Below are 12,273 nucleotides of genomic sequence, written 5' to 3' on the forward strand. Positions count from 1 at the left end.
GAGTCTTTCACGACGATGCCTGGCCGTCATGACAGGGACATCGGCAGGGACCTGCCCGCGAGCCCTCTGCCCTGATGGGCGAGCGCGTCCGCGAGGCCGCTGATGGCCTGTGCCGCGGCATCCGAAGGCTCACCGAGGACGACCGGCACGCCGCTGTCGCCGCCCGTGCGCAGCGCTGGGCTCAGGGGGATGGAGGCGAGCAGCGGTACGTGGGGGACCGGCGCTGCGTCTTCCTGGTTCTCCGAGAGCGCGGCGGCGACCTCCGCCCCTCCACCCGAACCGAACAGGTCGACCACTGTGCCGTCCGCGAGCGTCAAAGCCGCCATGTTCTCGACGACCCCGATCACGCGCTGACCGGTCTGCCTCGCCACGAGCCCGCTGCGGATCGCGACGTCGGATGCCGCGGTCTGCGGCGTCGTGACGACGAGCACCTCGGCGTGGGGGAGGATCTGACCGATCGAGATCGCGATGTCGCCCGTGCCGGGCGGCATGTCGATGAGCAGGACGTCGAGGTCTCCGAAGAACACGTCCGTGAGGAACTGCTGCACGGTGCGGTGCAGCATCGGTCCACGCCAGGCGACGACCGCTTCGCCGTCGCGCAGGAACATGCCGATCGAGATCGTCTTCACGCCGTGGGCGACCGGCGGCAGCATCAGGTCGTCGATGCGCGTCGGCTGCGTGCCCGCCGGGATCCCGAGCAGACCGGGGATGGAGAACCCGTGCACATCGGCGTCGACCAGACCGACGGCGAGGCCCCGCGCAGCCAGGGCGACCGCGAGATTCGCCGTGACGGTCGACTTGCCGACACCGCCCTTGCCGCTGGAGACGAGGATCACGCGCGTCAGGGAATCCGGGCCGAACGGCATCTGCCGTGCCGGCCTGCCGTCGCGGAGCTTCTCGGTGAGCGCCTTGCGCTCCGACGGCGTCATCACCCCGACGTCGACCGTCACGTCGGCGATGCCGGCGACGGATGCCGCGGCGCGGCGGACATCGCTCTCGATGCGGTCAGCGGCAGGACATCCCACGATCGTCAGGGCGATGCCGACGCGTGCGTGTTCACCGTCGACGGTGATCTCGCGCAGCATGTCGAGATCGCCGATCGGACGGCGCAGTTCGGGATCCGACACCGCGCCGACCGCCTGACGGACCCGGTCGACGAGCGTCATCTGCGTGGACTGTTCCGGCTCGGAGCGGTGCCGCCTGCCGCATCGGTGGCGTCGTCATCGCGCTCGTCGTCGAGATCGGCCAGCAGCGACTTGAGCTCCTGCCGGAGCACGTCCCTGGTCACCGCCTGGTTGTTGCGCTCCTCCAGGGCCATGCGCAGCGCGACGATCTCACGCGCGAGGTACTCGGTGTCTGCGAGGTTGCGCTCCGACCGCTGGCGGTCCTGCTCGATCTGCACCCTGTCGCGGTCATCCTGACGGTTCTGCGCGAGCAGGATCAGGGGAGCGGCGTAGGAGGCCTGCAACGAGAGCATCAGGGTCAGAGCGGTGAATCCGAGCGCGGCGTCGTCGAAGCGCACCGGTTCGGGCAGCAGCGTGTTCCAGCTGATCCACGCCACGCAGAACAACGTGAGGATGAGCAGGAACGCGGGTGTGCCCATGGCCCTCGCGACCCATTCGGTGAACCGTCCGAACCGGTCGCGCGAGGTGGGACGCTGGCGCGAGGATCCGCGCCCGAGCGGAGCATCGAGTCCGGTGCGGTCGGCCTTGGCCATCATCGCGCACCCCCCTCGGGCACGGCATCGGCATCCTGGGTGCGCCAGTCATCCGGCAGCAGATAATCGAGCACGTCGTCGATGCTCACGACGCCGACGAGACGATTCGCGGCATCCACCACCGGCAGCGACACGAGGTCGTAGCTGGCGAGAAGCCGCGCGGTGTCGATCGCGGATGCCGTCACGGAGATCGGCTCCATCGTCTCGTCGACGATCGCGCCGAGACGCTCGTGGGGCGGATAGCGCAGCATCCGCTGGAAGTGCACGACTCCCAGCAGCCGGCCGGTCGGGGTCTCGAAAGGCGGAAGGGTGACGAACACCGCTGCGGCGAGAGCCGGATGCAGCTCGTGGCGACGGATGAGGGCGAGGGCCTCGGCGACCGTCGCATCCGCTGACAGGATGATGGGCTCGGTCGTCATCAGACCGCCGGCGGTGTCGGGGCCGTAGCGCAGCAGCGTGCGCACGTCCTCGGCCTCCTCCGGTTCCATGAGCCCGAGCAGTTGCTCGAGGCGCGTCTTCGGCAGCTGCGCCAGCAGGTCGGCCGCGTCGTCGGGCTCCATCTGGTCGAGGATGTCTGCGGCGCGCTCGTCGCCGAGACCGTCGAGGATGTGCACCTGTTCGTCCTCGGGCATCTCCTCCAGGGCATCGGCGAGGCGATCGTCGGAGAGCTCGCCGGCGACTTCGATCATCCGCTGCTGCGGCAGATCGAGCAGCGTGGTCGCGAGGTCGGCGGCGTGCAGTTCGGAGTACGACGCGACGAGCTGCTCCGCGGACTGCGATTCGCCAGGAGCACGCTTCTCGGCGACCTCGTTCCATGCCGCGAACGTCGTCGGGCCCTTGGCGAACGGAGAGGCGCTCGTCTTCGGCTTGCGCAGGAAGAGCTGGCTGACGCTCCATTCGCCGAGCCGGTTCGGCTCGATCGCGACGTCCTCGATGACCGCCCCTCCTGTGCCGTCCGTGAGTTCGACCCGACGGCCGAGCAACTCGGCGAGCACGCGCACTTCACCGGGACGCGGCTGGAATCGACGTACGTTGATCAGGCCGGTGGTGAGGACCTGGCCCGATCTGATCGACGTGACGCGTCCGATCGACATGAACACGTGCCTGCGGCCGGGAATCTCGACGACCAGACCGATCACGCGGGGTGAGCCGGTACTTCGGTACACGATGACGACATCCCGGACCTTGCCGAGCCGGTCGCCCACGGGGTCGAAGACGGCGCAGCCGGCCAGGCGCGCGACGAAAACCCGTTGTGTGCTCACGCTTCCAGCGTAGTCTCCGGCCTGCTGATCGCGGGCGTGTGCGGGCGTCGCGTGGAACAATGGGCAGATGAGCATGTTGAACCGCCAGGCCGCCGGCACAGCCGTGGGCGAGACCGTCGCGTCCGTCCGTGACTACGAGGCAGCGCAGAAGACGGTGTCGAAGCTGATCTCCGGTGAGGTCCCCGCGCGGGACATCGCGATCGTGGGGCAGGGCGTGCGCACGATCGAGAGGATCACCGGTCGTCTCGGGTACGCCGCAGCCGCGCGATCCGGCGCAGTGAACGGCGTGCTCATCGGCCTGCTGCTGTCGGCGATCCTCGTGATCGGCAACCCCGACGCGCCGATCCAGCTCTTCGTCGGCTTCGTGTTCATCGGCGTCGCGCTCGGAATGATCATGAGCCTCATCACCTATGCGATCGTGCGTCGTCGCCGCGACTTCGCGAGCGTCACGCAGCTCGCCGCGGATCATTACGAGGTGACCGTGCTGCCGTCGTCGTTGGCGAAGGCGCGCGAGGTGGTCGGCGATCAGCGCACCACCGTCGTCCGTCCGCCGGCGAACCTCGACGAGCCGCCCCGGTACGGTGAGCGCATCGCGCCGGAATCGGATGACAAGAGCGCCGCACGCGACCAGGCCGAGGGCGAGCGCATCGGCGGACATGTGGTTCCGCCGCGTCCGGCTGATCCCGCACCCGTCGTCGCCACGCCGACCGACGCGGCGCCGCGCTACGGAGAGCGGGTGGATGCTTCGGCTCCCGCGGAATCCGCGGCAGAGGCGGATGCACCAGCGGCGGAGCCGGCGGATGAGCGGAACGACGACGACAAGGCCTGAGGGACGACACGGTGCGTCCGGCGACAGCCCTTGATCGGCGTCGCGGAACGGACCGCGGGAGGGAACACACATGAGCACGCCTGATGACTCCGACTTCGATCCGCAGCGCGGAGTGATTCCACCTGCGCACGGCCAGCCGCAGTATGGCGCTCCGGCGCAGCCGCCGTACGCTGCACCGGCGCAGCCTGCGTACGGTGTTCCGCCGCAGCCGGCGTACGGCGTGCCGGGGCAGCCGCCCTACGGTGCTCCTGGGTCGCCGCCTCCGGCCCAGCCCCACTACGGTGCGCAGGCGCCGCAGTACCCTGCAGCGCCGCAGTACCCGGTGGCGCCGCAGCCGTATCCCACCGGCCAGCCGTACGCTCATGGCGCTTCCTATGGTGCGCCGGGGGCCTACGGATACCCGCAGCCGAAACCCTCGACGGGCACGCTCTCGTGGGCGCTCGGCTTCCTGATCTTCATCGGGATACCGTTCCTGAGCGGGATCGTGTCCGCGGTCGTGATGGCGTCGGTGTACGGCTCGGTCGCGCGAAAGGGCGACGTCGCACGGCAAAATGCCCGCTCCGCGGCGAACTGGGCGCTCACGTACCTCACGGTGTCGATCGTGCTGCTGATCATCCACGTGATCGTGCTGGTGCAGTTCGCCGGCGAGGAGGGCATGACGGGATTCTTCCCCCTCGGCATCCCGTTCACCGTGTACTGCGCTGTGTCGATCCTGCACGTCGTGCTGGTCATCGTCGGGACCGTAAAGGCGTCGGGCGGGAAGGTCCTTCGGGTGCCGTTCGCGATCCCGTACATCCGGTCGTGAACTTCGACGTCGCCCTGCCGAACGGTGTGACCACGGTCACCGCCCAGTGGCAGGAGGCGTCCGGGCGCGGCACGGTCGTCGTGGCCCACGGGGCAGGCGCAGGGATGGAGCATCCTTTCCTGGTCGGCTTCACGGACGCGCTGAACGCGATCGGCTTCTCGACGCTGCGCTTCAACTTCCCGTACCGGGAGCAGGGGAGGCGGATGCCAGGACCTGCCGCGCACGCGATCGCGACCTGGCGTGCGGCGGTGGCGCACGCGCGTGCGCTCGATCCCGAGGCGGCATTGTGGGCCGCGGGGAAGTCCTACGGCGGGCGGATGGCCACGATGGCCGTCGCCGAGGGGATGGACGTCGATGGACTGGTCTATCTCGGTTATCCGCTGCATCCTCCTGGTCGGCCGGAGAAGCCGCGTGCGGAGCATCTGCCGTCGATCACCGTCCCGCAGCTGTTCGTGGAGGGCTCGAACGATCCGTTCATCCAGCCGCTGTCGCAGTTCGAGGAGGTCGTCGCGACCTGCGTCGATGCCCGCGTCGAGTGGATCGACGGCGGAGGGCACTCCTTCGAGGTGAAGGGCAACAAGCGCGCTCCCGAGGTCGTGGGCGCCTCGCTGGCGCCGCTCGTGTCGGCGTTCGCCGAGCGCTGAGATCTCATAGCATGGCGTGATGCCCCTTGCTCTCGTCACCGGTGCTGCTCGCGTCGACAGCATCGCCGCAGGCATCGTGCCTCGACTGATCGCCGACGGCTGGGAGGTCGCGACGAGCGACCTCGCGGACGCCGATTTCCCGTGCGACCTCTCCACACGCACGGGCCCGGATGAACTCGTCGCGGACGTCGTCCGCGATCGGGGGCCCATCGGTGCGCTCGTGCTGAGCCACGCGCACGACGTGAACTCGGGCATCCTGGACACCACAGCGGAGAGCTTTGATGCGCATCTGGCCGTCAACGCCCGTGCCAGCCTGCTGCTGATCGCGGCGTTCGCGCGGCAGATCCCGTCTGGCGGCGGTGCGGTCGTGGCGCTCACGAGCGACCACACCACGGGCAATCTTCCCTATGGCGCGTCGAAAGGGGCACTGGACCGTCTCGTGATCTCCGCCGCCCGTGAACTCGGACCGCTGGGGATCTCGGCGAACGTGCTCAATCCGGGACCGATCGACACCGGGTGGATGGCAGACGGGTTCGCGCAGGAGCTGGTCTTGGCGCACCCGCTGGGCCGCCTCGGCACACCCCGCGACATCGCCGCCTTCGTGTCCTTCCTCCTCTCGGAGGAGGGCCGATGGGTCTCGGGACAGCTGCTGCATGCCGACGGCGGGTTCTCCGCGCGCTACTGATCTCCGGCGTTCCGGGCAGCATCCTTCGGATTCCAGCGATACAGCACCGCCCGCGCAGCGGCCCCGATCTTCATCGGCACTATCTCGCCGACGCGGTGCTCGTCGGCACGGACCAGCCGTTCGGCGAGATCCGGACGCTGCTGCCACAGGTATTCACGCGCCACCTCGGCGTGCGGGGAGTTCGACACGATCTTGATGGCGTCGGCGTGCTCGATGAGCGGGATCGCGTTCTCGATGTTCTGCCACGTCGAGACGCTCTCGGGCTCCAGCACGATCCGTCCGGTGTACTCGAGCTCGTCGCGGGCGAACCGCTCCATCAGTTCGGCTTCGGACACCTCGCTGTGCACGGTCCCGCCGCACAGGACGAGCACACTGTCGGCCGTGCGATCGATCGAGCGGATGCCTGCGCGCACCCGGTAACGGTTCACGTAGTTCGCCCGCTCACCGCGATTGCCGTAGCCGAGGACCACGACGGCTTCCTTCCCCGTCCGGTCCGCTGCGGCGCTCAGGCGCGGAGCCGTGCCGAGCAGCCGGTGGCTCGACCGCCAGTGCACGATCTCCGCCCACACGGCGAGTGCCGAATACGCCACGGCACCCGCACGCAGCAGACGGGTCACTCTCCGGCGTCCGCGCATCAGCCCTTCTGCACCCGCGCGATCCACGCCTCGACGTCGTCCGCCGTGCGGGGGATGTCGGCCGACAGATTCACGGCGCCGTCCTCCGTGAGGAGGATGTCGTCCTCGATGCGCACGCCGATGCCGCGCAGCTCCTCCGGGACGGTCAGATCGTCGATCTGGAAGTAGAGTCCGGGTTCGATCGTGAAGACCATGCCCGCCTCGAGCACACCGTCGTAGTACATCTCGCGGCGCGCCTGAGCGCAGTCGTGCACGTCGATCCCCAGATGGTGCGATGTGCCGTGCACCATGTAGCGACGGTGCTGGCCGCCGGCATCCGCATCGAGCGCGTCCTCGGCGCTGACCGGCAGAACACCCCATTCGGCGACGCGCGTCGCGATGACCTTCATCGCCGCCTCGTGCACCTCGCGGAACTTCACGCCCGGCCGAGCGACAGCGAAGGCCGCATCGGCTGCCTCGAGCACGGTCTCGTAGACCTTGCGCTGCACTTCGCTGAACGTTCCGTTCACCGGCAGGGTGCGCGTGATGTCGGCCGTGTACAGGCTGTCGGCCTCGACCCCGGCGTCCACCAGGATCAGGTCACCTGGCACCACTGCGCCGTCGTTGCGCGTCCAGTGCAGATAGCACGCGTGCGGGCCGGAGGCCGAGATGGTGTCGTAGCCCTCGCCGTTGCCCTCTTCGCGCGCGCGTCGGTGGAAGACGCCCTCGACGACCCGCTCACCACGCGCGTGCGTCGCGGCCTCGGGGAGTGCGTGGATGATGTCGTCGAAGCCACGAGCGGTGATATCGACGGCGAGACGCATCTCCGCGATCTCGTACTCGTCCTTCACGAGCCGGAGCTCCGACACGACGCGGTCGAGATCGGCGTCGCCGAGAGCGACGTCGTCAGCACCCGCCTCGAACGCGGCGAGGTGATCGGTGGCGACGTCCAGGTCGGCGGCGACGCCGGCGAGCGACGGTCGGGGACCGATCCAGAACTCGCCGACCGTGGCATCCGCGTAGAACTCGGTCGTGGTGCGGTCTGCACGCTCGCGGAAGTACAGGGTCACGTCGTGACCGGCATCCGCTGCGTCTGAGGAACGCGGCTCGAACACGAGCACGGAGTCCGGTTCGGCGTCGGCGGCCCAGCCTGTGAGGTGCGCGAACGCGGAGTGCGCGCGGAACGGGTAGTCGGTGTCATTGCTGCGCTGCTTGAGCGAGCCCGCCTCGATCACCAGGCGTTTTCCGGGGAACGCGGCGGAGAGCTTCGCGCGTCGAGCAGCCGCGTAGGGTGCCTGAGGGCGCGCAGCGGGCATCGACTCGGTCCGCTCCGCCCAGCCGGTGGAGATCGTGTCCAGGAACCCACGGGGGAAGGGCTGCTTGCGGTTCGTGACGGGGGCCTCGGCGATCGTGTCGCTCTCTCCGGTGTTCATGCATCCAGTCTCTCACTCCGACCTAGGCTGGGGAACATGACCGAGAACCGCATGCCCGTCGCCCTCGTCGTCGTCATCGACGTGATCCTGGTGACGGTGTTCTGCGTGATCGGGCGTCTCTCTCATGCCGAAGGCGTGTTCAGTGACGTTCCGGGCCTGCTGAACACGATCTGGCCGTTCCTCACGGCCGTGCTCTTCGCCCATCTCAGCGCTCTGGTCGTCCGCGTGCGCACCGAGCGGATGCTGCCAGGCATCGTCGTCTGGGCGGTCACGGTCATCGGCGGACTGGCGCTGCGGGAGGCTACCGGCCAAGGGGCCGCACTGGCTTTCATCGTCGTCGCGACTCTCACTCTGGCGCTGTTCCTGCTCGGCTGGCGCGGCGTGCTGGCGATCATGCGGCGGGTGCGGCGCCGTCCAGTCGCATGACTCCGGAGGTCTTCGGCGGATCGCGCTCGATCGATGCGACTGCGGGTGGATTCGGGGCAGTTCTCCGGAGTCGTGCGGTTGCGCTGCCGCGAACTCAGCCGGCCGGATCGAGCTGCACGACCAGGGCGCGATGGTCGCTGCCGGCCGCGTCGAGCACGAGCGAACCGGTCGGCTCCCAGTTCTGGCTCGCCATCACGTGATCGATCGGGGCACCGAGCAACTCAGGGAACGACTCCGGCCAGGTGCCGGTCACGCCGGTGCCGGTGCGGGTGGCGGCGTCGCGGCAGTAGCCCATGTCACCGCCGTCCACTCCGAGCGCTGCCATGTGGTCGATCGTCGCGTTGAAGTCGCCGGCGAGGATGAAATCACCCGTGGGGCACTGGTCCGCGATCCATTGCAGGTCGGACTGCCAGCGCTGCATCGCATCGATGCGAGGTGCGACCGCATGCACCGCGACGATCGTCGGTCCTGTGCCGTTGACCGGCATCACGACGGCACTGGGCAACGAGCTCGTGTTGCTCGTGCCGTCCTCCGATGAGCCGATCACGGAGTAATCGCCCAGCTCTGGCGAGATGAGGATCGTCGTCTCCCACGCCTGCGGGCCGTTGGGCACGTCTCCGAACTGCACGTGATGCACCCACATCGGACGGCCCTGCTCTCGAAGCATGACCGCGATGCGCTCGCCCACCGACTCGGCGGTCTCCGGGAGCGTGACGACGTCGACCTCCTGCGACACGATCGCATCGGCGACCGTCTCCGCCGACACGGCTTCTCCAGCCGTGTTCCAGGTGAGCACCCGAACGCTCGCGTCAGTCTTCGCAGGAAGCTCACCCGTGCCGAAGCCGCGCATGAGGCCGATCCCTCCGGTCGCCGCAGCGCCGAGCAGCGCGACGATGAGGATGGATGCGGCGAAACCTCTCAGCGGCCTGGCGAAGAGCAGCAGCAGCGAGACCACGGCGATCGCGAGCAGACCGGCGAGCACCGCGCCGCGCACGGCGACGAGCTGCGCGAACGGGAAGGTCTGTTCGAGCTGGAAGAACTGCGGCCACACAACGATCGCCGTCGCGATCGCGAACAGTACCGTCAGCAGGATCCCCAGGAGTCGAAACATCCCCACGAGCCTATGGCCGCACACTGTGAATCTTCTGGTTCGGAGCGCTGCGCGTCGCGACCGGCGTCGCCGACCAGGCGCCGCGATACGCTCAGAGGATGACGGATGACGCGGTGCAGGGCGCCGGTGCGCACAGATTCTCGGGACCCAACGACCTGCATCTGCACTCCAACCACTCGGACGGCACCGAGACTCCCGCCGAAGTGGTGCGGCAGGCTCACGCGCACGGCATCCGCACCCTCGCACTCACCGACCACGACCGCAGCACGGGATGGAACGAGGCGGCGGATGCCTCGGGATCCCTCGGCATGACCTTCATTCCCGGCATGGAGCTCTCCGCGAAGTACGAATGGCGCAGCGTGCACGTGCTCGGCTACCTGTTCGATCCGGACGACGTCGCGCTGCGCGCCGAGACCGATCGCATCCGCGGTGATCGGATCGGCAGGGCGGAGCGGATCGTGCGCAACATCGGCCGCGACTACGACCTCGTGTGGGCGGATGTCCTCGCGCAGACGGTGGGCGACGCCACGGTCGGCCGCCCGCACATCGCCGACGCTCTCGTCGCCCGTGGGATCGTGACTGATCGCACTGCTGCCTTCGACGGCATCCTGCATCCGCGGGAGGGTTATTACGAGCCGCACTACGCTCCGGATCCGCTCACCGCGGTGAATCTGATCACCGGGGCGGGGGGAGTGGCGGTGATCGCGCATCCCGTCACGTCGGGGCGCGATCGGATGATGCCCGTCCCGTACATCGAGCGCCTCGTCGGTGCGGGGCTCGGCGGTTTCGAGGTCGATCACAGGGAGAACACGGAGGCGGGCAAGAAGATTCTGCGCGAGCTCGCGGCCGCCCACGATCTGATCGTGACCGGATCCAGCGACTATCACGGTGCGGGCAAGCCGAATCGGCCGGGGGAGAACACCACCTCAGACGAGATGGTGGCGCGCATCATCGACCGCGCGACGGGGTCCGAGCCGCGATACGCCTGAGCAGCGCGCCGCACACGACAGTGGGGCGGATGCCGCAGCATCCGCCCCACTGAGAAGAGAGTTACGCGCCGGCCGGCGCGGCACCGCCCGAACGGCGACGGCGGCGGCGGCGCTGCGGAGCGGACTTGCCGTCGTGGTGCTCACCGCCCTTGCCGTCGTGCGTACCGGCGCCTTCAGCGTCGCGGTCGACCGCGGGAGCGGCATCCGAGGCTGACGGCGTGCCCGGCGCGGTGCCTTCAGCGAACGTCGAGCCCACCTTGTCGCCCGAGCCGCCGCGGCGACGGCGACGCCGACGCGCGGTGCCATCGCCCGAACCCTGCTCTGCAGCGGCGTCGACGGCGCGCTCCGGACGCGGTGCGCGCTGCGTCTTCACGGACTGGGTCTTGGGAGCCGTCGTCAGGCGCCCCTTGGTGCCCTCGGGGATGTCGAGATCCTCGAACAGGTGGGGGCTGGATGAGTAGGTCTCGACCGGCTCTGGCTGACCGAACTCGAGCGCACGGTTGATGAGGGCCCACTTGTGCAGGTCCTCCCAGTCGACGAACGTGACGGCGATGCCCGTCTTGCCGGCACGGCCGGTGCGCCCTGCGCGGTGCAGGTACGTCTTGTCCTCGTCAGGGATCGTGTGGTTGATCACGTGCGTGACATCGTCGACGTCGATGCCTCGAGCGGCGACGTCGGTGGCGACGAGCACGTCGCGCTTGCCGGCCTTGAACGCGGCCATCGAGCGCTCGCGCTGCTCCTGGCCCATGTCGCCGTGCACGCCGCCGACGTTGAAGCCGCGGTCGCCGAGTTCGTCGACCAGGCGCTGCGCCGCGCGCTTGGTGCGCGTGAAGATGACGGTCTTGCCGCGGCCTTCGGCCTGCAGGATGCGGGCGATGATCTCGTCCTTGTCGAGCGAGTGCGCCCGGTACACGAGGTGCTTGATGTTCGCCTGCGTAAGGCCCTCATCGGGGTCGTTCGCGCGGATGTGGATCGGGTTCGACATGAAGCGGCGCGCCAGCGCCACGATCGGACCGGGCATGGTCGCCGAGAAGAGCTGCGTGTGCCGGACGGCGGGGACCTTCTGGAAGATCTTCTCGATGTCGGCGAGGAAGCCGAGGTCGAGCATCTTGTCGGCCTCGTCGAGCACGACCTCGGTCGCGTTGGACAGGTCGAGCAGACGCTGCCCTGCGAGGTCGATCAGGCGCCCGGGCGTGCCGACGACGATCTGCGCGCCGGCCTTGAGCTGGTCGATCTGACCCTCGTACGCCTTGCCGCCGTAGATCGCGACGACGCTGGTGGAACGGTTGCTGGTGAGCAGGTCGATGTCCTCGTAGACCTGCACCGCGAGCTCACGGGTCGGGACGACGATGAGCGCCTTGACCCCGTGCTCCGGATCCTTGCCGAGACGCTGCACGACCGGAATGCCGAACCCGAAGGTCTTGCCCGTACCCGTCTTGGCCTGGCCGATGATGTCCTGACCGGGGAGGCCGAGGGGGATCGTCTGCTCCTGGATGGGGAACGCATCGACGATGCCCTTGGCTGCGAGCGCGTCGATGATGTCCTGATCGATATTGAGATCAGCGAATGTTGTCACTTGTTCTATTGCCTGTCCGGCGGACCTTCGAGAGCGAAGGGAGCGCCACGTTACGGATCCACGCCGTCTCTTTCTGCCACAGGCGCGGGGCCCTGCTCCTACGGCAGGGCTTCTTCCAGACTACCCGAGTGGAGCGAAACGACCGGAAGACCCGTTTTCCCGGTGATGGCGCGGGTAGTCTG

At 68.7% G+C, this 12,273-nt stretch carries 13 protein-coding genes; 6 read left to right on the forward strand and 7 right to left on the reverse strand.

Annotated elements, in window-relative coordinates:
- Positions 1-26: 26 nt before the first annotated feature.
- From ACYVG2_RS02090 to ACYVG2_RS02100, 3 genes are read right to left on the reverse strand one after another with little or no spacing between them, the layout of a single operon-like run.
- Positions 27-1,166: an Mrp/NBP35 family ATP-binding protein gene (locus ACYVG2_RS02090; protein WP_460779455.1), complete on the reverse strand. Its 1,140-nt coding sequence runs from the start codon at positions 1,164-1,166 to the stop codon at positions 27-29.
- Complete coding sequence (locus ACYVG2_RS02095) at positions 1,163-1,717, reverse strand: DUF1003 domain-containing protein (protein ID WP_448965246.1); 555 nt, start codon at positions 1,715-1,717, stop codon at positions 1,163-1,165. The genes ACYVG2_RS02090 and ACYVG2_RS02095 overlap by 4 nt, the downstream gene beginning before the upstream one ends.
- Positions 1,717-2,979, reverse strand: a complete 1,263-nt coding sequence (locus tag ACYVG2_RS02100) for a magnesium transporter MgtE N-terminal domain-containing protein (protein WP_460779456.1) — start codon at positions 2,977-2,979, stop codon at positions 1,717-1,719. Before ACYVG2_RS02100 ends, ACYVG2_RS02095 begins: the two co-directional genes overlap by 1 nt.
- A 67-nt stretch (positions 2,980-3,046) precedes the next feature.
- Here ACYVG2_RS02100 and ACYVG2_RS02105 point away from each other — a divergent pair, with 67 nt between their 5' ends.
- From ACYVG2_RS02105 to ACYVG2_RS02120, 4 genes are all read left to right on the forward strand, one after another.
- On the forward strand, positions 3,047-3,808 hold the full coding sequence (locus tag ACYVG2_RS02105) for a YflT domain-containing protein (RefSeq protein ID WP_460779457.1): 762 nt from the start codon (positions 3,047-3,049) through the stop codon (positions 3,806-3,808).
- 70 nt (positions 3,809-3,878) lie between these two features.
- On the forward strand, positions 3,879-4,613 hold the full coding sequence (locus ACYVG2_RS02110) for a DUF4870 domain-containing protein (protein ID WP_460779458.1): 735 nt from the start codon (positions 3,879-3,881) through the stop codon (positions 4,611-4,613).
- Entirely contained in the window at positions 4,610-5,257 is a 648-nt protein-coding gene (locus tag ACYVG2_RS02115; RefSeq protein WP_460779459.1) for an alpha/beta hydrolase family protein, read from the forward strand. The genes ACYVG2_RS02110 and ACYVG2_RS02115 overlap by 4 nt, the downstream gene beginning before the upstream one ends.
- A 19-nt stretch (positions 5,258-5,276) precedes the next feature.
- Positions 5,277-5,942: an SDR family oxidoreductase gene (locus ACYVG2_RS02120; protein ID WP_460779460.1), complete on the forward strand. Its 666-nt coding sequence runs from the start codon at positions 5,277-5,279 to the stop codon at positions 5,940-5,942.
- On the opposite strand, the gene ACYVG2_RS02125 is transcribed toward ACYVG2_RS02120, so the two are convergent.
- Both ACYVG2_RS02125 and ACYVG2_RS02130 read right to left on the reverse strand, forming a co-directional pair.
- Positions 5,936-6,577, reverse strand: a complete 642-nt coding sequence (locus ACYVG2_RS02125) for a YdcF family protein (protein ID WP_460779461.1) — start codon at positions 6,575-6,577, stop codon at positions 5,936-5,938. The two genes, ACYVG2_RS02120 and ACYVG2_RS02125, sit on opposite strands and share 7 nt — an antisense overlap.
- A complete protein-coding gene (locus tag ACYVG2_RS02130) occupies positions 6,577-7,989 on the reverse strand; it encodes an aminopeptidase P family protein (RefSeq protein ID WP_460779462.1) in 1,413 nt (470 codons plus the stop codon). The genes ACYVG2_RS02125 and ACYVG2_RS02130 overlap by 1 nt, the downstream gene beginning before the upstream one ends.
- 36 nt (positions 7,990-8,025) lie before the next feature.
- Here ACYVG2_RS02130 and ACYVG2_RS02135 point away from each other — a divergent pair, with 36 nt between their 5' ends.
- Positions 8,026-8,415 (forward strand): DUF3054 domain-containing protein, encoded by a 390-nt coding sequence (locus tag ACYVG2_RS02135; protein WP_460779463.1) that lies wholly within the window; start codon positions 8,026-8,028, stop codon positions 8,413-8,415.
- 94 nt (positions 8,416-8,509) lie between these two features.
- Here the strand turns inward: ACYVG2_RS02135 and ACYVG2_RS02140 are convergent, their stop codons facing one another.
- Positions 8,510-9,526 (reverse strand): endonuclease/exonuclease/phosphatase family protein, encoded by a 1,017-nt coding sequence (locus tag ACYVG2_RS02140; protein ID WP_448965004.1) that lies wholly within the window; start codon positions 9,524-9,526, stop codon positions 8,510-8,512.
- Between the two features lie 98 nt (positions 9,527-9,624).
- On the opposite strand from ACYVG2_RS02140, the gene ACYVG2_RS02145 reads away from it, so the two are divergent.
- On the forward strand, positions 9,625-10,515 hold the full coding sequence (locus ACYVG2_RS02145; RefSeq protein ID WP_460779464.1) for a PHP domain-containing protein: 891 nt from the start codon (positions 9,625-9,627) through the stop codon (positions 10,513-10,515).
- Between the two features lie 61 nt (positions 10,516-10,576).
- On the opposite strand, the gene ACYVG2_RS02150 is transcribed toward ACYVG2_RS02145, so the two are convergent.
- A complete protein-coding gene (locus ACYVG2_RS02150) occupies positions 10,577-12,091 on the reverse strand; it encodes a DEAD/DEAH box helicase (RefSeq protein WP_460779466.1) in 1,515 nt (504 codons plus the stop codon).
- Positions 12,092-12,273: the final 182 nt, after the last annotated feature.

It is taken from the genome of Microbacterium shaanxiense (assembly GCF_054779995.1).